This is a genomic window from Streptomyces sp. NPDC051913 (assembly GCF_044593635.1).
GTDB lineage: Bacteria > Actinomycetota > Actinomycetes > Streptomycetales > Streptomycetaceae > Streptomyces.
In genome coordinates this window covers 1-21264 of record NZ_JBIUCI010000028.1, presented here as the reverse complement: position 1 = coordinate 21264, position 21264 = coordinate 1, and the positions used below count along the sequence as shown (strand labels likewise).

The following is a 21264-nucleotide window of genomic DNA, read 5'->3' as shown; positions in this document are numbered from 1 at the left end:
GTGACGTAATCATGGCAGCCATTCGCGTCACCCGTCAAGGTGGTGACTGCTGTCCTTGTCGGTTCACATGTCGTCTGTCGCCCTTGTGACATGTCCCAGGTGTGCCACCGGCTTCGAGTGACACCCGCCGTACGGCCGTCGGATTCTGTCGCGCAGACGAACAGCACACAGCGCGCCGGAAGAGGCACGGAACCGATGAGACACATACGCCTGATGGCGACGCTCACAGCGGGCGTCGCCCTGGCCGCCACCGCGGCCATCCCGTCGTACGCCGACCCCACAGAACCGCAGCACACCACGGCGGCAGCCCGACCCACCACCGATCCTGCAATCGTCCGCCTGATCACCGGCGACAGCGTGACCGTGGCCAAGGGCCCGGACGGTCACCCAACGGCCTCGATACGGCCCGGCCCTGGCCGCGAAGGCATCGTCTTCCACACCTTCGAACAGGACGGGCACCTGACAGTGCTCCCCTCCGACGCCTCCTCCCTCGTGTCCCGAGGCCGCCTGGACCCGGCCCTGTTCGACGTCACTTCGCTCCTCGCCCAGGGGTACGACACCGCACACACCGACGCGCTGCCGCTCATCGTCGGCACCTCCGGCACAACGGCGGCGCGCACGGCGGACAAGCTCAGGACGTTCGCCGAACAGGGCTCCCCCAGCCGCGAGCTGCCCAGCATCCAGGCACGTTCCCTGCATGTCGCCGAGGACGCCCTCAGCCGCTTCTGGTCCCAACTGGCCTCGAACGACGCTCAGTTGAAAGCATCATCCGTCCCCCGTGTATGGCTGGACGGCCGAGTGCACGCCGTCCTGGACCGCAGTACCGCCCAGATCGGCGCCCCGGCCGTCTGGCAGACGGGCGCACACGGAGAGGGCGTCAAGGTCGCGGTCCTGGACACGGGCGTCGACCAGACCCATCCCGACCTGGCCGGACGCGTCGCGGCGACGGCGAACTTCTCCGACAGCGCGACCACCGACGACCCCTACGGCCACGGCACCCATGTCGCCTCCATCGTCGGCGGCAGCGGAGCTGCCTCCGCGGGCACCCGTAAAGGCGTGGCACCCAAGGCCGATCTGCTCGTCGGCAAGGTGCTCGGCGACAACGGCTCCGGCTCCGAGTCCCAGGTCATCGCCGGCATGGAGTGGGCGGCCTCCCAGGGCGCCAAGGTCGTCAGCATGAGCCTGAGCTCCAACCAGCCCAGCGACGGCTCCGACGCCATGAGCCAAGCCGTCGACGAGCTCTCCCGGACCACCCCCACCCTGTTCGTCATCGCCGCCGGCAACAGCGGCCGGGACGGTGCCTCCACCGTCGGCTCCCCCGGCGCGGCCGAGTCGGCGCTCACCGTGGGCGCGGTCGACCGCGATGACTCCCTGGCGGACTTCTCCAGCCGCGGTCCCCTCGTCGGCGACGGCTCGGTCAAACCCGACATCACCGCTCCCGGCGTAGGCATCGTGGCCGCGCGCGCCGCAGGCACCACCGAGGGCGACGTCGTCGACCAGTACTACGTGGCCTACTCCGGTACCTCGATGGCCACACCCCATGTAGCCGGCGCCGCCGCCCTGGTGGCTCAGCGCCACCCCGACTGGACCGGCCGCCAGCTCAAGGACGCCCTGATCAGCACCGCCCACACGGTCACCGGCCAGCAGGAAACGGAGCAGGGCGGCGGCCGAGTCGACGTCCCCGCGGCCGCCCTCGGCCCGATCACGGCGACCGGCACCCTCACTCCGGGCCCCTTCCAACTCGGCGACCCGGCCCGCACCTTCGACCTGACCTACACCAACACCTCCGACCAGGCGATCACCCTCGACCTGGCCCCCCGCCTCACGGACACCGCGGGTCGCCCGGCCCCGCAGGACGCCCTGCGCCTCGCAGCGACCGTGACCGTCCCCGCCCACGACACCGCCACCGTCCCCCTCACCACGGACCCGGCCAGGACCGGGCAGGGCACCTATTACGGCTATATAGCGGCCACCCCGTCCGCAGGTGCAGGCCCTCCCGTACACACCACACTCAGCCTGATCGTGCACGGCCCCGTCCACCGGCTGACGGTAAGGACGTACGACGAACACGGCACCCGCATCCCCGCACAGCCCGTCATCTGGGGCCCGGCCGGCTTCGTCACCTACACCGACCCCGAGCAGGGCATCGCCGAAGTCGAGGAGGGCACCTACCAGGTCAGCCACACCTCCCTCAGCACCGCCGAGGACGGCCAGGAGCTGCGTGAAGTAGTCCTCCCGGAGGTCAAGGTCACCAAGAACACGACGGTCACCGTCGACGCCCGCAAGACCGTCCCCGTCGAGATCCGCACCCCACGCCCCGCCGAACAGCGCGGAGTGCTCAGTTACCAGACCTACCGCGAACTCGACGGCCACTCATTGGTGCAGGGCACCATGTTCTTCGACATCGCCAAGCGTCTCTACGTCAGCCCGACCGCCCAAGTACACAGCGGCACGTTCGAGTTCGCCTCCCGCTGGCAGCTCGTCGCACCGCTGCTCCAGGCACGCGCCACCGGCCTGCCCGACCCCCTCAACGCCTACTACATGCCCAGCTCACCCCTCTTCGACGACCGAGGAACCACCCTGCGTGCCGTGAACGCGGGCGACGCCGCCGCCCCGACTCTCAGCGACCTCCGCGGCCGACTCGCGGTCCTCACCGACACGCAGGGCACCGGCACGGATCAGGCACTGCGACAGATAGCGGCCGCAGGCGCCAAGGGCGTCCTTCTCGTCCACTTCGACGACAACCCCTGGACCCGCTGGACCCCCGACGGCGACCGCTCTCCCCTACCGGTCATCCGCGTCGGCGCCACCACCGGCGCCAAGATCCTGACCCGCATCCGCCACCGCGCCACCGGGCTCACCTTCCACGGCACGGCCCGCAGCCCCTACCTCTACGACGTCATGCAGGTCACCCGGCAGCAGGTCCCCCAGCACGTCGTCCACACCGTCACCGCCCGCGACAGCGCCGTAGTGCACACCACCTACGCGGACAACGGCGGCAACGGCTGGGCCGCCGAACAGCGCTTCGCTCGCCGCCCCTACCAGCAGACGGCCTGGCTCCAGTACAACCGCTACGTCCCCACCGGCTTCACCCGCACCGAGTACGTCAGCGCCGGAGACACCACCTGGCAGCACCTCGCGCATCACACCACCGTCTACGACCCCGATCTTCCCCTCGCTCTCGGCATGCGCGACACTCCGCGCACCTACCGGGCAGGCACCACAGCCAAGGAGACCTGGCAGGGATCGGTCGTCCGCCCCTCGATCCCCGCGAACACCAGCGAACCGACCGTGCGCCAGGGCAACGTCATGCGCCTGCGCATACCGGAGTTCACCGACTCCCAGCCCGGCCACTGGTCCCGCTACCTGCCCGCCGACGGCGGCGGCATCGGCACCAGCGGTACGGAAGAGCCCGGCGACAGGGTCACCGCGACCCTCTACCGCAACGGCACCGCACTCACCGACCTCAACACCGCCTGGACCGACGTAGAGGTACCGACCGAGCCCGCCAACTACCGCCTGGAACTACACACTTCCCGCACCACTCCCGACTGGGACTACGCCACCAAAACCAGGACGACCTGGTCCTTCCACTCCTCCCCCACCGACAAGCCCACCGCACTCCCCCTCCTCCAACTCGACTACGCCGCACCGGTCGATGCCCACAACACGGTGCAGGGGGCTGGCTATTACGGCGTAATAATCAGCGCCCGCGCCCAGGACGGAACTGCCGCCCCGAACCACCCGAAGATGCGCGTGGAGATCTCGTACGACGACGGTCGCACCTGGCGTACAGCCAACGTCCGTGCCCACGGCCAGAACAGCGTCCGCGCCACCCTCAACCGACCAATCCACAGCGGCGACACCGCGTATGCGACCGTGCGCGTCACGGCCCAGGACACCGCGGGCAACAGCATCCAGCAGACGGTCCAGCGGGCTTGGGCGGTACGCGGCTGACGATCGCGGCGTGGAGTACAGTCCTCGAACTGTCCACGCCATCATGAGCGGAGAAGGCCTTCGGGATGCTGGAAGCTGCGGGAATCCCACCAGAACTGGAGGCCGTCTACCGGCTCCTCGTGACGGCGGGCGGTGCAACCGCCGAAGACATCGCCCGCCGCACGAACTTGGAGACCGACACCAGCGCGCATGTACTCGAAGCCCTGGTAGGCCACGGCCTGGCCACCCACACCGACGCCACGCCCCGCACCTTCCAGGCCGTTTCTCCGGACGTCGCGCTCCTCCCCCGCATCAAACTCACCACCGACGCACTCGACACCGCACGAGCGGAGGCGGGCCGCCTCCTGGAGACGTACCGCGAGACCGCGCGCCGCCAGGACGCCGGCCAGCTTCTGGAGGTCGTCACCGGGGCGGAGGCCCTGCGCCAGCGGCTGAAGCAGATCCAGGTCAACGCCCGTGAGGAGATGCTCTGGTTCTGCCGTGCCCAGTACGTGGCCATGCCCTCCGGCACCAACACGGAGGAGTTCGACGCTCTGGCCCGGGGTGTCCGCTATCGCGTGCTGTACGAGAAGGCGTTCTTCGACGACGAGGGCGCCATTGACAACGTTGTTGCGGGCGTACGCGCTGGTGAAGTCGCCCGCTCCGTCCCGTGGTTGCCCCTGCGCCTCGCGATAGCGGACCGGTCTGTGGGCATCTTCCCGCTGGTGCCCGGCGGTCCCCACGGCAGCCCAGGCCAGCCGACCACCGCGCTTGTCAGAGACAGCAGCCTGCTCGACGCCCTGGTAGCCCTGTTCGAGAGCTATTGGGAGAACGCTGTCCCACTGCATCTCTCAGCAAGGGGCGACGAGTTGACCACGGACGACACCCGATCCCACCCTTCCTTGTCACCGGCCGAGGGCCAACTGCTGTCCCTGCTGGTCGCAGGAATCGCCGACAAGGCGATCGCCTCGCAACTGGGCCTCAGTCGGCGAACCGTGCAGCGCCGCATCCAGAGTCTGATGACACGCGCCGGAGCCGGCACACGCATGCAGCTCGCCTGGCAGGCCGCCCGCCGCGGCTGGCTCTGACGACTCCTCAACTACCCTCTGGCAAAGCTGCTTACGACACCGGAAACCCGAGCTCCTGAGACGCCGCCACCACTCCTCCCGTGGATCGCCCCTCATCCTCGCCCATCGTCTCGCGCATCCTGGCGATCAGCCGCTGCAGCATCGCCTCGTCCTGGACAATGCCCAGCGACCCGGGCTTCTCGAGGAGTGAGCAAGGGCGCAGCGAAGGTCGGACAAACAACCCACATCGGAATGAACGGAGAGCGGGCATCTCTCCGGCCGTCACGCGGCCGCTCACGGGAGAATCGTTCTGAGCGAAGAATCGAACTGTTCGAATCACGCCCACTTGGTGCCGTTCTACACCTTTTGCGAGATTCAAACAAGGCGCGGCTACGCGAGCGGGAGACATTGCGCAGACGACAGACAAGACGTCCCGTGGATCGCCCCTCATTGACGTGACGTACATGAGGGGCGATCCACGGGACGTCTGAAGTGACTCCTGCGGTCGGCGGTCAGCGACCCAGCTCCATCAGGTGGCCCTTCGGAGCGGAACGACAACCCGCTCCCCCAGCCGACCCGGTGTGATCCGGTAGTACTTGATGTGCCCGATCTTCTCGGTCTCTTCCAGCCAGCCGAGACCGATGACCTGCTTGCGTGTCCTGGAGAAGACGGGCGGCGCCATGCCGACCAGCTTGGCAAGCTGAGCCGCGGTCTCCAGAACGGCACCTGAACGGTCGGTCGGGTGCAGGGCGTAAAGCATGACGACGAGACGCTGGTTGGCGGTCATGCCGGCCGTGGCCTCCAGCAGCCTGAGATTCTGCTGCTTGTCGTCGCTGGTCACTTTGCCTCCCACCGTGCGGGGGTGTTCTCGTCGAAGCCCGGAATCTCCGGCGGATTACATCCTTTCACCGCTTCACGCTGCTCTACGCCTGTTCCATGAAAAGCGATGTAGGGACTGATCCGGTACAGGTTGTAGTTCCCGATGCGTCCACGAATCACCAGGACACGATGCTTCGTCAGCTTCCTGTTGACTTTCCCCACCGCATCGGTCGACATGCCCACCCGCTTGGCGATGTCGGCTCCCGTGGCCCTCAACGGCTCCATCCCCTCGGGAGATACGCCGATCCACCACAGGACGAGGAACTTCTCACTGGGCGTGAAGGCCCTGGACTCGGTGATGGCCTCGACCCTGGCCTTGTCCACCTGGGTGTGCCTACCGGAGAAGGCGTACGGCGCATAGGGAATGGGCTCACCGGTGTCGGCGTCGACCAGTCTGCGTACTGCTGCCAACACGCCCTCCGTGCATAGGTCGTTGCCGCACTGTCCTTTCGGAACGGCCCCATGGACCGCGACATGAACTTAACGTACATGAGCAGCAAGTCAATGAACTCCGCCTGTCGGCCGTGTCGCTTGCCCCGAGAGCCAATGGCCCGTGCGACAACTACGCGCGACCATGCACGCGAGACATGTACGTCACGTCAATCAACCGCGATCCCCGGAACTGGGTACTCAGTTCCTCTGATCTGCCTGTACGGCCACAGGAACTGCCTGGCAGTTCCCACGATCGTGGTCCCAACCCCTGTTTCCGCAGGTCAGAGCTGCTTTGGAGGTGTCGCTCTCTTACCTTGTGACACAGCGCCGTACTCCACTCCCCCACCCCCCTTTCCCCCCCGATGACACGCGACTTGAGCAACCGAACCCCCTCCACTCCCGCACCACAGAAAGCCAGCCACGACGAACCGGCACTCGGTCACAGTGGCGCGCGTATGCCTCGGTCAGCCCCCACCGGGCCCAGCCACGCCCATTGCTTTTGAACCGCCCGGCCGACCTATTACGGCGTAATAGGGGGAGAGACAGCTGTGGCCGGTACGAGAGGTTGCTCGTACCGGCCACAGCCGCAGCAGCTATTACGGCGTAATAGGGGGCGAGGGCTCAGGCGCGGGGCCCGATGCGCTGGCTCTGATGCTCGTTGAGGATGGCGAGCATCTTGTCGAACTCGGTGTTGCTCATCTTCTGGATGAGGTGCATGGCGATGAACGCGCCGTCTTCATAGGGGAGTCGCCGAACAGCCCCCGACTCCGCCGGCGTCTGATCCGCATCTCCGATCACGCTGTCGGCTGTCCGAGGATCAGGCACGGTCTCCCCCGGCTTTGCCGAAGCCTCTTTCTTGGTCGGCGGCTTCTCCTCAGTGGTGGTCTGCGGGAGAGGTTCCGGAGTGACCGGGCTCGGGACACCTTCCGGCTCGTTCACTACCGGAGAAGCCACGGGCTCTGCCGGCGCAGAGGCGGGAGCGGCCTCAGCAGCGGGAGCCGGTACGGGTGTGGGGGCAGGTACGGCTGCGGGTGGAGGCACCCGGCGCTCCGCTTCCTTGCGCGCACGCTCGGCCTTCAGCTCCTCAAGCGCTGCCGCCTGCCGGTCGTGGGACTCCTTGGCAACGGAACGCAGGAGCTCGACGGGCTCCTCCCCCACGGCTGCCTGGAGTTCAGGGTTCAGGTTGAGCAGGGCCAGGCGCTGGGACACCCACCCCTGCGATTTACTGAGCCGCTTGGCCAACTTGACCTGTGACCCGTGAATGGCGAGCAGACGCTGGAGCGCCTTCGCCTCGTCCAGGGGGTCGAGGTCGTTGCGATGGATGTTGGCGACGAGCGCGGACTCCAGAATGGCGTCCCCATCGCTGCCTTGCTCATCGTCGACCATGACGTTGAGGTGGGTCAGGCCCGCATCGCGCGCGGCCGCGAGTCGGCTGCTGCCGTCCACGACGACATGAGTGGTGTCGGGCTCAAGGTCGTTCGCTCGGGCGGGGTTGGCCTTCAGGTAGGCGTCACGGTTCATGACCGTGATGGCCTGCTTCTGGCCGTGCTCCTTGAGGCTGTCCGCGAGTTCGGTCAGGTCACCGAGCGAGGTACGAGGGTTTTCGGGGTTGGGGCTGATGCGGGTGACGGGGAGTCGGTTCGGGGGAGAAACTCCGTCGGTCGGCACACCGGTGGCCGCACCGATGGCGGCCCGCCGGGCGCTCACGGGCCGGGTTCCTCCTCCGAAGCGTCCGGCTCCCAGCTGGTCGGCCTTGCTCATGAGATCTCCCGGGCCAGTGCACGCATGGCGATGGCCTGCTGCGAGGCCGGCGCATAGCTCAGCAGCGGCTGCTTCATGCGGACGGCTTCCTTCTGTTCCTTGAGGTCGTTGATGAGGCCGACGACTCGCGGATCCTTTATGTCGACCCATCCCTGAAGGGACGAGGTGGCGATATAGCCACGTCGGCCGTCGTAGAGGTTGACGACGATGCCCAAGTAGTCGATGTCGAGGGCGAGGTCGTTACGGAGATCCTCTATCTGGTTCGTCAGCAGGTCGTAGGCGTCGGCGGAGCTGTCCTCGGCCTGGACGACGATGAGGGCACCGGACTGGCCGGGCCCTTCACTGTCGCGTCGACGCCCGTAGTAGGCAGCGGCGTCCATGCTGAGGCCGAGGCTGGGGGGGCAGTCCACGATGACTACGTCGTAATCGGCTTCGAGCGGAAGAAGAGCCCGCTCCAGAGCTGCCTCGCGAGCGCGGACCGCGGACAGACGGACATCGAGGAGGAAGGCGTCATGGCACGCGGGCAGGAGATGCAGCCGTCCACCGAAGTGGTCTTCGTCGACGGAGACGATGAGGTCCTTGAGCTCACCCTTCGGATCGCCGGCCATGTGGTTGGTGAGGCTGTCACCGTTCATGGCCAGTGGGGCGGCGCCCAGCTGATTGGTGAGGTGGCACTGCGGGTCGAAGTCGACCAGCAGCACGCGGAGCCCATGCCCGGGGAGGTTCTCCACATCGAGCGGGTCGTTATCAGCAGCGGCGCCGTCGGTGGCGGCATCGGAGTCACCGGCTCTCAGCGCGGAGACCAGGGCCTTGGCGACGCGGACGGGGAAGAGTCGGTTGGGGTCCTCTGACAGGGCCTCACCTACGCCGGCGGTGATGGCCGTTTTGCCGACGCCGCCCTTCTGGTTGCAGACGACGATGCGACGGGTGACGGCCGGGCGCTGGACATCCGGCGCGGGGTTGGTGTCGAGCCAGAGCTGAACGGACTGGGCAAGTCCTTGAATCAGGGAGACCCGACGATCCTCGGCGATCCTTCGGAACTCCTCCCACTGGCCCGGCGGTAGGAAGGTGGAGAACGACTCGGCCCCGGCGGTGTCGACCGTGGCCGTGGCGGAGGCGAGGTCGCACCAGGCGGCGATGCCCTGCTCGACGGCGGTCTGAATCTCGATGCCGAGCTGGGCGGTTCTGACTTTGAGGTTCTGCCGGAGCCATCCCGGCAGCTTGGAGACGACCTTGGCTCGGTCGCTTGAGGTGGCTGGCATACTCATGGCGCTACCTTACTAACGTCAGAGATCATCTGCTGCATCGACACGTTAGTAAGTGCGAGTTGGTGATGCGAGGAAGTCCCGTGCCCCTATTACGGCGTAATAGCTCGGCCGGGTTCACAAGACACGCAGGACTCCCCAGAGTCCCCGACTCCGTCTCCCCCTACAAGCCCACTGCACGTCATGAGCCGCCCATCACGAGAGCTCCTCCAGCACCTGTCGAGCCCTCAGACCTATTACGGCGTAATAGGTCTGAGGGAAGAGAAGGGCAGGGGCGCAGGGAAGTCACCCGTCCCACCTTGAGGGTTCTGCAGTTCGACTGCCGCGGCCAGCGCCAGATGAGCGTTCTCGGTGAGAGCGACGGAGCAAGCCCTCTCCCGCTCCAGCTTGCTCAGTGCTCGCAGGGCAGCACTGAGGTAACGGTCGAGGCTCACCATCTGCAGGGGAGTGCGGCAGTGGGGGAGTACCGTCTCGATCTCCTCCAGCCAGTAGTCCACGTCGTCATCGCGTAGCAAGAACTCACGCTGTTCCAACAGTCGGCTGGCCACAGGGACCATGAGCGCGTGCCTCCGCTGCGCCTCTTCCTGAGCTCTCTGCTCAGCGGCTCGCTCCTGCGCCAGCCGACGCTCCGCCTTGAGTACGGCCTCAGGAGTTCGGCGCACCTGATTGGCCAGGGGAGTCTCATCAACCAGCTCGACAGCCTTCAGCCGCTTCGCCTTGTTGTACGCGGCGCTCGGTGCCCCCACCGCCAACGCCGGCGCCAACTGGATCCACTGAGCTCCCGCACTTCGCGCGTCCTCGACCGCGCGCGCCTGGTGGAGCTCGGTCTGTTCACGGAGGTACTCCCAGAGCTGGACCCGTTTCAGCGCTGCGGCACGCTGCACCTCAGCAGGCTGCTTGCTCAGCGCCTGGGCATGCTTCTCCACATACAGCAGCGCACCGAACAGTTCGTCATCAGCAGGCATCCGCTCGACCGCCGGGTCCTCTGCGTTCTCATGCAGCTGCCGCAGCTCTGCGACCACCGCCGCAGCATCCAGGGACCCAATCCTCACAGGCGGCTTGACCAGCGGCTTCGTAGGCCGTGCCGAACTCCGGGCGCGCTTCTTCATCCGAATTTCCTGCCCCACAGACCTTGTTTCACATTCTGTGAAACACCACCACAGTAGGGCAGGCGGTCCTGCTCGACCTATTACGGCGTAATAGGTCTTCGGGGTCGGTGCCAGGGGGCGAGCAACAGCAGCGGGGGAGGGGCCTCCCGACGTTTCAGTCCCTGCTCCTCCACCCCACAACAAGGCAACGAGTCCAGGGACCGGAAAGGTTCACGCTCATGTGGGTCTCAGGGACCAGGGTCTGAAGGTGGGGACTGGAAGGGACCGGGTGGGTTTTGGTCCCTGAGGGTCGGTCCCTGGTGTTTGTGCAGGTCAGAGGCCTTTTGTTGGCTGAGATAGGGACTGAAGGGACTCAACTCCGCCATTATGACGTAGAGAAGACATGTATTCGTACGCGCGGGCGTATACGAAACACACATCAACTACAGCTCATAATGGCGAAGTTCAGTCCCTACAGTCCCTGTTCGGGTAGGGTGTAAGTCTCTGACCTGCAAAGATGCCCAGGGACTGGTTAGGGACCCTCGTTCTGCACAGACCCTGCCGTCTGGTCCCTGGACCCTTTGGGTCCCTCTAGGTCCGGCGCAACACCGGCGCAACACCGACGCAGACCCCAGAGGGACCCAAGGGACTGAGGAACCTGATAGAAACGGCACGCCGATTGGACAACCTTCCTTTTGCGAAGGTGGGCCGTACACTCTTTTCGCATCAGAGTCCCTTCGGTCCCTGGCGGGTTGGCGTCGCGTCAGGTGTGTGAAGTGGTCGGGCAGACAGAGCTGACAAGGACGATTCCAGTGCCGCGCGAAGGAGAGGACCGAGAGAGTGCTGCCAGAGTCGCGCCCGCGTCCCCTGCCCCTCCGCAGGCTGTCGCCCGCTGGTGTGCGGCGCAGGGCTGGCCGGTGCACCCTCTCTCCCCGGGCCGAAAGACGCCCGTCGGGAACTGTCCTTCGTGTTCAGGGGTACGTCATGAGCCGGCGACCTGCGCCTGCCTCCCAGCAGGCCGGCCCTGTCATGGCTTCCACTCGGCGACGACCGATCCGGCGTGCATCGAGCGGTGGTGGGCGGACACACCTTCCGCCGGTGTGGGTGTCGCCTGTGGCCCGGCGGGACTGCTCGTGATCGACATCGACGCCCACCAGGTGGCGGTCGCCGACCGGACGCACCTGCTGCCGGGTATCTCCATCCCGGACCAGGTAGAACTCGCGGGCCTGGCCTCAGGCTTCGACACGCTGGCGCTCCTCGCGGCCTACCGTGGAGAGAAGGACCCGGCAGACGACGAGGACACGCTGAGGGTGCGTACTCCTTCGGGCGGTCTGCATGTCTGGTACCGGAACCCCGATGCCGGCACCCGCTACCGCTGCTCGACCGGTTCCGGGCGAAACACGGCACTCGCCTGGCAGGTCGATGTGCGTGCGGACGGCGGCTACATCGTGGCCCCGGGCACTCGTACGCCCAAGGGGGTCTACCGTGCCGAAGGGACCACGCGGTATCCGGCCGTAATACCTGAGTGGCTACGGACCGAACTCCGACGCACCGGGCATGTCATCGAACCGCAGCCGCCGAAGGCCGTTGTGGGCGGGTCCTCGGCAACTGGCCTGTCCGGCGCGGGTGCTGAAGCCGTCAGGAGCTCCCGTCCGCGGGCCGCTGCCGCAGATCAGGTCATCGACCCCCTGATCGCCCAGGTCGCGGAGTGCGCCTCTGCTCCGGAGGGCACGGGCTTCTCGGAGAAGCTCAACAGGGCTGCCTACACGGCCGGTGGCCTGGTCGGTGCGGGCCATCTTGAGCACGCCGCCATTCGCGAGCGACTTGTCCGTGTCGCTCACTATGCCCGCCCTTGGCAGCAGTCCAGGAATGAAAAGATCGTTGACGACGCCCTTGCCGTAGGGTCCGTCCGCCCTCTTCACCTCAAAGGACGTCCATGAGCAGCAGTGCCGAAGGCTCCCCGCGTTTTGATCCGCAGGCTGCCGCTCAGCAGATGCTCGACCTTGAGTCGGCGGAAGTGGTACCCAGTGCCGCCAGGCTTCCCGCGCAGGGTTTTGTCGGTTCCTCTGTCACGCCGGTGCCCCAGGTCGGGGTGAGCTTTCCGGCGGGGTCTGCCATCGGTGTCCCGGCCGCGCTGCCTCCCTCGCTCTCCGACCGAGGCAACGCTCGACTCTTCGTACAAATGCATCGCGACCAGTTCCGTCATGTGGAGGGCTTGGGCTGGTTCTCGTGGGACGGCTACCGATGGAAGCGTGGGGGAGGGGAGAAGGCCGCGCTGTGGGCCGCGGGGGAGATGGCCGAGGACATGCCGCTCAGCGACCCGCGTGGTGTCTTCAGCGATCGCGAGCTCGCCCACCACAAGCGGCGCACCCTGTCGACCACGGGCCTCAAGGCCCTGCTGACGCAGGCGAAGGCATCGCCGGACATCTCCGTCGATCCCGACCGCCTCGACGGAGACCCTTACGCCCTGTGCACTCCCGTCGGCGTGGTCGATCTGAACAACGGGCATCTGCGTAAGCCCGACCCGACCCGTGACTTCCACTCCCGTGCCACCAGCGTCGCTCCTCAGGACATGGAGACGCCCCGCTGGCACCGCTTCCTCGCCGACACCTTCGGGGACGACGACGAGGGCCGGGAGATGATCGACTTCCTGCACCTGCTGCTGGGCTACTCCATCACGGGCGACGTCGGCGCCCAGGTGCTGCCGTTCCTGCACGGTGAGGGCAAGAACGGAAAGTCCGTCCTGCTCGACATCATGATCCAGATCCTCGGTGACTACGCCGACGCGGCCCCGCCTGGCTTCCTGATGGACCGGGGCGCCTTCTCGGAACACTCCACGGAGCTGACCGAACTGCACGGGCGCCGCCTGGTGGTGTGCAGCGAGCTGAAGCCGAACGACAAGTTCGACGAGGCCCGCGTCCGGCTGCTGACGGGCGGCGACAAGATCAAGGCCCGCCGTATGCGGCAGGACTACTTCTCGTTCACCCCCACTCATCATCTGTGGCTGCTCGGCAACCACCGCCCGGAGGTCTCCACCGGTGGCTTCGCCTTCTGGCGCCGCATCCGCCTGCTGCCCTTCACCCGCACGGTCCCGGCGCACCGCAGGATCGACAACCTCGCCTTCGAACTCGTACGGGACGAAGGCCCTGGAATCCTGCACTGGCTGATCCAGGGGGCACAGCGGTATCTGCGCACCAGGGACCCACTGGAGGGCCCCGACCGGGTCCGTATGGCCACCACGGCGTACGCCACCACCGAGGACCACATCGGCCGTTTCCTCACCGAGTGCTGCACCAGGGACTGCGACCCGGGCAGGGACCTACGGGTGGAGCAGGGGCTGCTCTACGCCGAGTACAGCTCCTGGTGCAACGCCGGCGAAGGCATTCGGCCCGCGACCCCACGTACTTTCGCGAACCGGGTCCGCCAGGAGGTGGGCGTGGCCTCGCCGACCGACATGATCAAGTCGAACGGCCGTAAGTATTACCCCGGAATCGGCCTGCTGGAGCAGGTATGAGGGCTCGCGTCGGGCACTCGTCCACTCGACGTGCCCTACACCGGCGTCGCGGTGCGCTCTACGATGGTGGCCCGGCCCCGTACGCGGTGGTCCCCACAGAGCGGCCCGTCACCTGGCGGCGAGCGGGCCGGAGCGGGACGGATCGATGCCCGGACATGCCCCCATGGCCGGGGAGCATGCCGACGAAGGAGGGGCAGCAGCCATGAGTTCGCTGTTGACCGAGAGCGACCTCATCCACGAGGCCGAGGTGGTGTGGCTCGAGAACCTCGAACGGCTCGACTACGTCCGTCAGGCACTGGACAAGACCAGGCGGCGCAACACCAAGCCGCCGTACGCCCGCGACGGTCGCATGGTCGGCTACGCGTTGCTGGACGAGGACGCCTCGCCGGACCCCGACAGCGGCCTGTACAAGCGGCGGGTGTTCTTCCTGCTGCCCCACGACCGCGACAGCCTTCCCGACGGCCTCTACCGTGAGGGCGCCCCGGGCGAGGCCGTCGACCCGCGCACGATCGAGCCGAAGAAGCCGGGAGCGAAGACGCCCCGTTCCCAGTCCGGTTCGGTGGCCGTGGCTTCGGCGCCCTGAGTCCCTACGGCTCTTCACGGCCTGATCGGCTTTCGGCGCACGTACTGGCGCGGAGCACCTCACGGGCTTTGGCATCCGGCGCGGGCAGACAGTCCTCCACTACTACGACGGACTGTCTCCCGTCCCGGGTTCACGGGCGTTGACCAAGCAGCCTGACGCCCGTGAACCTCCGCTGTGTGCTACCGCCCGGTCCGCAGCACGAAGTCACGGACGGCGTCCGCGAACAGCTCGGGCTCCTCGATGTGCCCCATGTGCCCACTGTTCTCCAGCACGAGCAGCCGTGAGTCGGGGATCAGCTCGTCCATTTCGTACGCCCAGCGCGGCCCGCAGATCACGTCGTGTCGGCCGACGACGACCAGAGCCGGCGGCTCCAGTCCCTTCAACGCGGCTCGGTCGTCGATGACCTCCGGTACGAGGTTCTCGTCCAGGCCCGAGATGTAGGTGGCGCGGACCGAGTCCCGGAAGGGGGCCAACTGCTCCTCGTTGCCCCAGTAGTCGGCGAAGTAGGAGGGCAGCACACCGCGTGCGACCGCCACGGTCTGCTCGTCGCTGGAGATGTCGCCCATCGCCCCGAACGCGGCCAGCACATCCGGCAGCCCCGGGTGGCCCGCGTGCTTGGCGACGAACGCCTCCACCATGCGGCCCGCCTCCGCCCCGTGTTCGGGCCCGGTGACGGGCGCGCCTTCGTACAGGACGACGCCCGCCACCTGCTCAGGCCGGTGCAGAGCGTGATAGGCGGCCACGAACGCGCCGTGGGAATGCCCCAGCAGATGCACCCGGGGCACCCCGAGCCGGTTGATCAGCACCTGAAGGAAGCGGCTGTAGCGCTCGCGGGTGTATCCGTGCGGATGCGAAGGCAGCCGGCTGTCCTCGGTGGTGCCCACGGGCTCGACGTAGACCATCGTCAGGTGCGCTTCCAGCGCGGACATCCGCAGGTAGTCGTAGAAGATGCCGGGACCGCCCGAGTGCGCCACGCACACGGGGCCGCTGCCGTGGACGTGATAGCGCTGGACGATTCCGCCCGTCTGGTAGGAGTGGGTGCCGGGGGAGAGGGGGCCGGTGCGTGCGAGGGGTGTGTTCATCGAGATCTCCGTGGATCCGTAGGTGTCTGTGACACCGACACGACGCACGGGGTACCGGGAAGTTCTATCCACGGCAGGTGATCTGGATCACTCCGGCAGAACCGCAGCCCCTGGGCTCAGGCTGCCGCGGGAGCGGGGGCTTCTGTGGGACGTGCCGCGTGGTACAGGGAGACCCGGTCGAAGCGGCCGCCTTCCAGCGACATGATCCAGGCGACTCCGGGCGGACAGTGGTCCGGGTCGTCCGGCGGGCTGACCAGCTCCATCTCCCAGACCACCAGTGACCGTCCGGCCACCACATGCAGCGGGCGCTGACGCACCCCCGCCGACAGGTCGCCCTCCATGCCCGCCAGCAACAGACCGGCCCCGCCGAGCCGTTGGCCCCCGGCCAGCAGTGCGACCTCGGGGGAGTAACGGTCCTTGACGATGGCGCCGAACCCGCCGCGTTCCGCGGCCGCGAGCGTCTCGCGCACCTCATGCCAACTGGCTTCGGTACGACGGGTCATGTCGTCGTGAGCCGAGGCCGCGGTGGCGGTGAGGGCCTGGGCGAGGGCGCCGCGCGCCTGGTTCAGCCGGCTGCGCACCGTACTCACCGGTACCGCGCAGGCCTCGGCGATCTGTTGGTACGAGGTCACCCCGGTGGAGAAGTACCGCAGGACGAGTGGGAGCCGCAGCGTCGGCGACAGAGCCTCCACGGCTTCCCAGACCCAGTCCCGCAACGCATGGTTGTGCAGGACCTGTTCGGGTGTGGCACCGGAAGCGGGCAGGGGAACCGCCTCCATCGGCTCGACCCGACGGGCGGACCGCAGCAGCGTGCGACAGCCGTTGCGGACGATCATGCGCAGCCAGGGCCCTACGGCCTCCGGATCGCGGACGTCGACGATCCGGCGCAGCGCCACCAGCGCCGCCTCCTGGAGGACGTCGTCGACGTCCGGGCCCGGTCCCAGCAGACTGAGCGCCACCGCACGCATGCCGGGCCGGTGCCGCTCCAGGAGCAGGCCCAGCGCCGACACGTCACCTGACTGCGCCGCCAGGGTCAGAGCCGCGTCCTGTGCAGGGCCGGTGTCTCCCGGTGTCCCGCTCATACCTCGTCCTCCCGGTCGCGACACGTGTCTTCGACCCTAACCGCTTTCAGGGGACGAGCTCAGTACCAGTGGTTGGTCTGCCAGAAGGTCCACGCCTCGCACGGGCTGCCGTAGACGCTGTTCATGTAGTTGAGGCCCCACTTGATCTGGGTGGCCGGGTTGGTCCGCCAGTCGTCGCCGACCGAGGACATCTTCGAGCCGGGCAGCGCCTGGAAGAGACCGTAGGCGCCGGAGGAGGCGTTGACGGCGGTGTAGTTCCAGCTGGACTCGTGGTCCACGATGTTGCTGAAGCACTGGAACTGGCCGCTCGGCACCATCTGGGCGGCCATCGCCTGGATCTGCGCCGTGGTGTACGAGCTCTGCACCGGGAAGCTGGAAGAGCTGCGGGAGGCGGCGGCCTTGGCCTCCAGGCGCTCCTTGGCTTCCTTCGCGGCGGCTTCCTTCTTCGCCACCGCGGACCTGGCCGCAGCCTTGCGGGCCGATTCCTCGGCGTCCTTCTTGGCGCTTGCGTCGGCCTGGATGGCCTGGACGTTGGCCTGCTGCGTCAGGGATGCGGTCTGCACCTGGGCCTGCTGGCCCGCGGGTATGTCCGCGAGGAGCGTCGAATCGGCAACTGCCGCCTCGGCGTCGTCGGTCTGTGCGGTGCTGCCGGCGGAGGCAACGCCGACGACGCTTCCGACAGCGGTGACCGCGGTGGCAGAGACTACGGCGAATCCCCGAACCGACTTGAGGCTCACGCGATTTCCTTCCGATGCGAGCAGATGTGGGAGCAGGTGTGCATACTCACACATGGCTGTTGCTCGCGCGGCCCGCAGGACCGAACTGAACCCGCCGACCGGTTCGACACGTGTACCAAGAGGCGCCCCACCTCGACAGGCGGCTCGACGCGGAAAGGCTGGTCCTCACTCATGTCCAAGACATTCACGAAGTCCTTCGAGGTCCGCTGGGACGATGTCGACGCCAACGGCCATCTGCGCAACACGAGATATCTGGAGTACGCCGCCTCGGCCAGGCTCGCCATCCTCATGGAAGCGCACTGGAGCCCACAAGTGCTGCACCAGGCAGGACTCGCCCCCGTGACCCTCAGCGACGAGGTCAGCTATCGGCGTGAGGTCTTTCCCGCCGAAGTGGTCACCGTGGACACACATGTCATCGGGCTGAGCGAGGACAGTTCACGCTGGCGGTTCGAGCACATTCTGACGCGCGACAGCGGTGAAAAGGCCGCCGAGGTACGCACCTTGGGGGCCTGGATCGACCTCGGCACCCGCAGGATCACCGCGCCTCCGGCCGGACTGCGGGCCCTCTTCGAAGGGGCGCGGACCGCAGACTGTCAGGACCTCACCTCAAGGTCCTGACCGTCTGCTGTTGGGTGGGGCGGTCGTCCTCGCATCGGGGGAAGATCACGAGGACGACCGCCCCGTTCCTGCGTCCAGGCCAGCCAATGAACCCTGGGCGCAGGAGTCCTTCGCTAGGGCAACGGAGTTGAGGGCACGGCAGGTTCACAGGGAAGAGATGCAATGACCGCGACGGAAGGCCGTCTCCGCCGGCACGTGGAGTTCCTCGCCGCCGAACCCCGCAGCCGACTGCGGGCGCCGCTGGGTATGCAGCGCGCCGAGGCGTATGTTCATGACCAACTGGCCACCGCGGGCTGGCTGGTGGAGCGGCGGCCGTTCGACGTGCGCTGGCAGATCGGCTCTACCGACCGGCACGGTCACCGTGCGCTCGCCCTGAAGCCACGCCTCCACCGGCGGCTGCGCGGAGCGAATCTCATCGCCTCACTGCCTGGGTCCGGCACCGGACCGGCTGTGGTGGTGGGCGCTCATCTGGACAGCGTCAGCGGCAGTCCGGGCGCCGACGACAACGCCTCTGGCGTGGCGGTACTTCTGGAGACGGCCCGGCTGTTGGCCGAGGCGCCTGTGCCGCCGCGCGTCGTTCTGGCCGTGTTCGACATGGAGGAGCTCGGGCTGATCGGGTCCCGGCAGGCGGCCCGCGAACTGGGCCGGGACGAAGGGGTACGGGGGATGATCTGCCTGGAGTCCGTCGGCTACTTCGCGGACACTCCCGGCACACAGAAACTGCCCGTCGGTTTCGAGCGCGTCTTCCCCGAGGCGTCCGCCGCGGTGCGGGCGGGAGGCCACCGAGGTGACTTCACCCTCGTAGTCCACCGCCGTTCCTCGACCGCGGCGGCCCGGACGTGGCAGCGGGCCGCCGCGGCGGCCTCTCGGTCGCTCCCGGCCCTGCTGCTGCGGGACCCACGGCCCGACGGTCCGCTCGGACTGCTCATCGGGTTGGCCGTGCCCCCGGCCAACCACCTGGGGCGCAGCGACCACGCCCCCTTCTGGAACCGTGGGGTTCCCGCGCTGATGCTCACGGACACCGCGAACTTCCGCAATCCGCACTACCACCGGCCGACGGACGTGCCGAGGACCCTTGACTACGTCCGCCTGACCTCGGTCACCGCGGCCACCGCCCGGACCGCCATGTCGTGGCCCGAGCCGGAGAGCATGGCACGCTTCCGGCGCTGATCCCGGGCCGGAAGCGGTCAGTCGCAGTGGGCCTGCGGCTCCTGGAGCAGATCCGCGGTCGCGGCGTCCCAGTCGATCTCGTTGAGCTCGGCCTCGGCGGGCACCAGTTCGTATGTGCCGGCCAGCCAGTCCGCCAGCGGGGGCACAGGCAGCTCGAACAGGGCAGCGGTGTCCCGGGACGTGAGCTGCAACCGTGCGGTGGCGCGGTCGGCGGGGTACGACGGCCAGAGCTGGACGTCGCCGAGGCCGCTCACCGAGTAGAGCCCTTGGTGGAGGAGGTCGCGGCTGATCCGCCACAGGACGCGAGGGCCGCCCTCGATGGTCAACTCCACGGACACGATCCAGGGTGCGTCCGGGTCGAACCGGAATTCGGCGCGTACGGTCTGCCGGGTGGTGAGGTCCAGCAGGCGCTCGATGTCCAGGACCAGCTCGGAGCAACCGTGCGATACCGCTCGGAAGGTCTGTCCATCTGGTTGGTTGCCGCTCATGACGAGTTGGTCCCTCTCTGTGGCGGAAGCTGGCCTCGTCCACTGTTGCCGCCGCGCGAGCGACGTACATAAGTAACTTGACCGGCCAACTTCACCGACTTGGGGACCGAGCACCCTGTCGGGCAGTCCTTGGACGCTGCTCCAGACGGACCCGTGTCCGTTTTCGGCGGCCTGGCCGGGGCGCCCGGCACGGGCTGTCGGGCGCTGTCGGACACCACGGGCCATGAACATTAAGTCATTCGACTGTCGCCCTCGACCTGTCCCTGAACGATGCTGAAACGGTCGCCCGTGTGCCGGTGCCGGGTGGTCGACGTGCTCGGAGGAAGCAGCCGTGAACCGTACCCCCGTCGTCTTCATCCATGGTGCGTGGCTTCACGCGCTGTCATGGGAGTCGTGGGCGGAGCGTTTCGCCAGTCGGGGCTTTCTCGCCTTCACCCCGGGCTGGCCGGGAGAGCCGTACACCGTGGGGGAGATGTGGAAGTCCGCCGACCGGTTCACCGACGTCGGCCTGGACCTGCTGACGGACCACTACGCCAAAATCGTAGACTCGTTCGATATCGCGCCGGTGATCATCGGCCACTCGGTCGGCGGGCTGATCGCCCAGCACCTCATCGGCGCCAACATCGGTCAGGCCGCCGTGGCCATCGCCCCCGCCCCGGTCAACGACATCGCGCTGACCGCCCCACCGGCCGGGCTGTGGCACCCCGGCCAGACCGACGGCACTGATCCCTTGGTCTCCCTGTCCTCGGACCAGTTCCACCGCCTCTTCGCGAACACGGTCACCGCGGAGGAGTCCGCCCGGCTCTTCGAACGCTATGCCGTGCCGACGCCCCGCCGGCTGCTCGCCGACCTGGGCTGCGCCGACTCGGTGCGCAGCCCGCGTGCGGTGGCGGACGTCGGCAACGCGCGCCGCGGCCCGCTCCTGCTGATCTCGGGACAGGAGGATCTGCTGGTGCCCGACGCCGCCACGCGCGCGGCGTACAAGCAGTACGGCGACTCCCTGGCCGTGACCGACCTCAAGCAGTTCGCGGACCGTGCGCACTCGCTGACCATCGACAACGGATGGAGGTTCGTCGCTGACTATGTGCTCGGCTGGCTCGACGAACACGGCCTGCGATCCCACCCCTAGTAGGAATCCAGGAGGGCACACTCACACGCTCTGGTCGTCGGGAATCCTGCCCAGTGCGTCGCGCAGGGCGGCGCGGGAGGTGATGCCGAGCTTGGGGAAGACGCGGTAGAGGTGTGAGCTGACGGTGCGTGGCGAGAGGTGCATGCGTTCGCCGATCTCCTTGTTCGTCAGGCCGCTCGCGGCGAGATCGGCGATCCGGCGCTCCTGCCAGGTCAGCTCGGCCAGTTGCGTGGTCGCGCGGGTCACGAGGCCGGAGACGCGGAGTTCGGCGTGGGCGCGTTCGGCCCAGGTGGCCGCGCCGAGGCGTTGGAAGGTCTGGGCGGCGAGGGTGAGTGAGTGCCGGGCGGTTTTGGGGCCGTGGGTGTGGCGTTGGCGGATGCCGTGGGCGAGGTGGATGCGGGCGAGTTCGTAGGGGAAGTGGTGGGCGTGGGGG

At 67.7% G+C, this 21264-nt stretch carries 18 protein-coding genes; 8 read left to right on the top strand and 10 right to left on the bottom strand.

The window, feature by feature from the left end; genetic code table 11:
- The first annotated feature begins 195 nt into the window (after positions 1-195).
- Both ACIHIX_RS44690 and ACIHIX_RS44685 read left to right on the top strand, forming a co-directional pair.
- Positions 196-3957 (top strand): S8 family peptidase, encoded by a 3762-nt coding sequence (locus tag ACIHIX_RS44690; protein ID WP_399966384.1) that lies wholly within the window; start codon positions 196-198, stop codon positions 3955-3957.
- A gap of 65 nt (positions 3958-4022) precedes the next feature.
- Entirely contained in the window at positions 4023-5024 is a 1002-nt protein-coding gene (locus tag ACIHIX_RS44685; protein WP_399966383.1) for a helix-turn-helix domain-containing protein, read from the top strand.
- A 508-nt stretch (positions 5025-5532) separates the two neighbouring features.
- Here ACIHIX_RS44685 and ACIHIX_RS44680 read toward each other — a convergent pair.
- From ACIHIX_RS44680 to ACIHIX_RS44660, 5 genes are all read right to left on the bottom strand, one after another.
- The gene (locus ACIHIX_RS44680; protein WP_079307099.1) at positions 5533-5844 is read right to left on the bottom strand and encodes a replication initiation protein, RepL2; all 312 of its coding nucleotides are present in this window, start codon (positions 5842-5844) and stop codon (positions 5533-5535) included.
- Entirely contained in the window at positions 5841-6293 is a 453-nt protein-coding gene (locus tag ACIHIX_RS44675) for a MarR family transcriptional regulator (protein ID WP_399966382.1), read from the bottom strand. The genes ACIHIX_RS44680 and ACIHIX_RS44675 overlap by 4 nt, the downstream gene beginning before the upstream one ends.
- A 642-nt stretch (positions 6294-6935) precedes the next feature.
- Positions 6936-8075 (bottom strand): ParB/RepB/Spo0J family partition protein, encoded by a 1140-nt coding sequence (locus ACIHIX_RS44670; protein WP_399966380.1) that lies wholly within the window; start codon positions 8073-8075, stop codon positions 6936-6938.
- On the bottom strand, positions 8072-9343 hold the full coding sequence (locus ACIHIX_RS44665) for a ParA family protein (protein WP_399966379.1): 1272 nt from the start codon (positions 9341-9343) through the stop codon (positions 8072-8074). The genes ACIHIX_RS44670 and ACIHIX_RS44665 overlap by 4 nt, the downstream gene beginning before the upstream one ends.
- 233 nt (positions 9344-9576) lie before the next feature.
- The gene (locus tag ACIHIX_RS44660; protein WP_399966378.1) at positions 9577-10449 is read right to left on the bottom strand and encodes a hypothetical protein; all 873 of its coding nucleotides are present in this window, start codon (positions 10447-10449) and stop codon (positions 9577-9579) included.
- Positions 10450-11195: 746 nt separating this feature from the next.
- On the opposite strand from ACIHIX_RS44660, the gene ACIHIX_RS44655 reads away from it, so the two are divergent.
- The 3 genes from ACIHIX_RS44655 to ACIHIX_RS44645 all read left to right on the top strand — a co-directional run bounded on the left by ACIHIX_RS44655 (position 11196) and on the right by ACIHIX_RS44645 (position 14525).
- Positions 11196-12368: a bifunctional DNA primase/polymerase gene (locus ACIHIX_RS44655; protein ID WP_399966460.1), complete on the top strand. Its 1173-nt coding sequence runs from the start codon at positions 11196-11198 to the stop codon at positions 12366-12368.
- Entirely contained in the window at positions 12365-13942 is a 1578-nt protein-coding gene (locus ACIHIX_RS44650; protein ID WP_399966377.1) for a phage/plasmid primase, P4 family, read from the top strand. The genes ACIHIX_RS44655 and ACIHIX_RS44650 overlap by 4 nt, the downstream gene beginning before the upstream one ends.
- Positions 13943-14144: 202 nt before the next feature.
- Positions 14145-14525 (top strand): DUF6009 family protein, encoded by a 381-nt coding sequence (locus tag ACIHIX_RS44645; RefSeq protein ID WP_097275318.1) that lies wholly within the window; start codon positions 14145-14147, stop codon positions 14523-14525.
- Positions 14526-14704: 179 nt separating this feature from the next.
- Here ACIHIX_RS44645 and ACIHIX_RS44640 read toward each other — a convergent pair whose 3' ends face one another.
- The 3 genes from ACIHIX_RS44640 to ACIHIX_RS44630 all read right to left on the bottom strand — a co-directional run bounded on the left by ACIHIX_RS44640 (position 14705) and on the right by ACIHIX_RS44630 (position 17426).
- A complete protein-coding gene (locus ACIHIX_RS44640) occupies positions 14705-15607 on the bottom strand; it encodes an alpha/beta fold hydrolase (RefSeq protein ID WP_399966376.1) in 903 nt (300 codons plus the stop codon).
- 116 nt (positions 15608-15723) lie between these two features.
- Entirely contained in the window at positions 15724-16689 is a 966-nt protein-coding gene (locus tag ACIHIX_RS44635; RefSeq protein ID WP_399966375.1) for an RNA polymerase sigma factor, read from the bottom strand.
- A 59-nt stretch (positions 16690-16748) separates the two neighbouring features.
- A complete protein-coding gene (locus ACIHIX_RS44630) occupies positions 16749-17426 on the bottom strand; it encodes a transglycosylase SLT domain-containing protein (RefSeq protein ID WP_399966374.1) in 678 nt (225 codons plus the stop codon).
- Positions 17427-17597: 171 nt separating this feature from the next.
- Here ACIHIX_RS44630 and ACIHIX_RS44625 point away from each other — a divergent pair, with 171 nt between their 5' ends.
- Together ACIHIX_RS44625 and ACIHIX_RS44620 are read left to right on the top strand one after the other, a co-directional pair.
- Positions 17598-18044, top strand: a complete 447-nt coding sequence (locus tag ACIHIX_RS44625) for an acyl-CoA thioesterase (RefSeq protein ID WP_399966373.1) — start codon at positions 17598-17600, stop codon at positions 18042-18044.
- 162 nt (positions 18045-18206) lie between these two features.
- Positions 18207-19214, top strand: a complete 1008-nt coding sequence (locus ACIHIX_RS44620; RefSeq protein WP_399966372.1) for a M28 family peptidase — start codon at positions 18207-18209, stop codon at positions 19212-19214.
- Positions 19215-19231: 17 nt separating this feature from the next.
- Here the strand turns inward: ACIHIX_RS44620 and ACIHIX_RS44615 are convergent, their stop codons facing one another.
- Entirely contained in the window at positions 19232-19702 is a 471-nt protein-coding gene (locus tag ACIHIX_RS44615) for an SsgA family sporulation/cell division regulator (protein WP_399966371.1), read from the bottom strand.
- A gap of 331 nt (positions 19703-20033) precedes the next feature.
- Between ACIHIX_RS44615 and ACIHIX_RS44610 the strand changes: the two genes are divergently transcribed.
- A complete protein-coding gene (locus tag ACIHIX_RS44610; RefSeq protein ID WP_399966370.1) occupies positions 20034-20831 on the top strand; it encodes an alpha/beta hydrolase in 798 nt (265 codons plus the stop codon).
- Positions 20832-20852: 21 nt separating this feature from the next.
- Here the strand turns inward: ACIHIX_RS44610 and ACIHIX_RS44605 are convergent.
- Positions 20853-21264: LuxR C-terminal-related transcriptional regulator (locus ACIHIX_RS44605; RefSeq protein ID WP_399966369.1), on the bottom strand; the 412-nt coding region annotated here is incomplete at its 5' end.

Bases quoted from the DNA above. Each gene is read 5' to 3' on its own strand.
- ACIHIX_RS44665 (WP_399966379.1), bottom strand. From the start codon at position 9,343: ATGAGTATGCCAGCCACCTCAAGCGACCGAGCCAAGGTCGTCTCCAAG.
- ACIHIX_RS44650 (WP_399966377.1), top strand. From the start codon at position 12,365: ATGAGCAGCAGTGCCGAAGGCTCCCCGCGTTTTGATCCGCAGGCTGCC.
- ACIHIX_RS44685 (WP_399966383.1), top strand. From the start codon at position 4,023: ATGCTGGAAGCTGCGGGAATCCCACCAGAACTGGAGGCCGTCTACCGG.
- ACIHIX_RS44645 (WP_097275318.1), top strand. From the start codon at position 14,145: ATGAGTTCGCTGTTGACCGAGAGCGACCTCATCCACGAGGCCGAGGTG.
- ACIHIX_RS44625 (WP_399966373.1), top strand. From the start codon at position 17,598: ATGTCCAAGACATTCACGAAGTCCTTCGAGGTCCGCTGGGACGATGTC.
- ACIHIX_RS44635 (WP_399966375.1), bottom strand. From the start codon at position 16,689: ATGAGCGGGACACCGGGAGACACCGGCCCTGCACAGGACGCGGCTCTG.
- ACIHIX_RS44640 (WP_399966376.1), bottom strand. From the start codon at position 15,607: ATGAACACACCCCTCGCACGCACCGGCCCCCTCTCCCCCGGCACCCAC.
- ACIHIX_RS44670 (WP_399966380.1), bottom strand. From the start codon at position 8,075: ATGAGCAAGGCCGACCAGCTGGGAGCCGGACGCTTCGGAGGAGGAACC.
- ACIHIX_RS44690 (WP_399966384.1), top strand. From the start codon at position 196: ATGAGACACATACGCCTGATGGCGACGCTCACAGCGGGCGTCGCCCTG.
- ACIHIX_RS44615 (WP_399966371.1), bottom strand. From the start codon at position 19,702: ATGAGCGGCAACCAACCAGATGGACAGACCTTCCGAGCGGTATCGCAC.
- ACIHIX_RS44660 (WP_399966378.1), bottom strand. From the start codon at position 10,449: ATGAAGAAGCGCGCCCGGAGTTCGGCACGGCCTACGAAGCCGCTGGTC.
- ACIHIX_RS44620 (WP_399966372.1), top strand. From the start codon at position 18,207: ATGACCGCGACGGAAGGCCGTCTCCGCCGGCACGTGGAGTTCCTCGCC.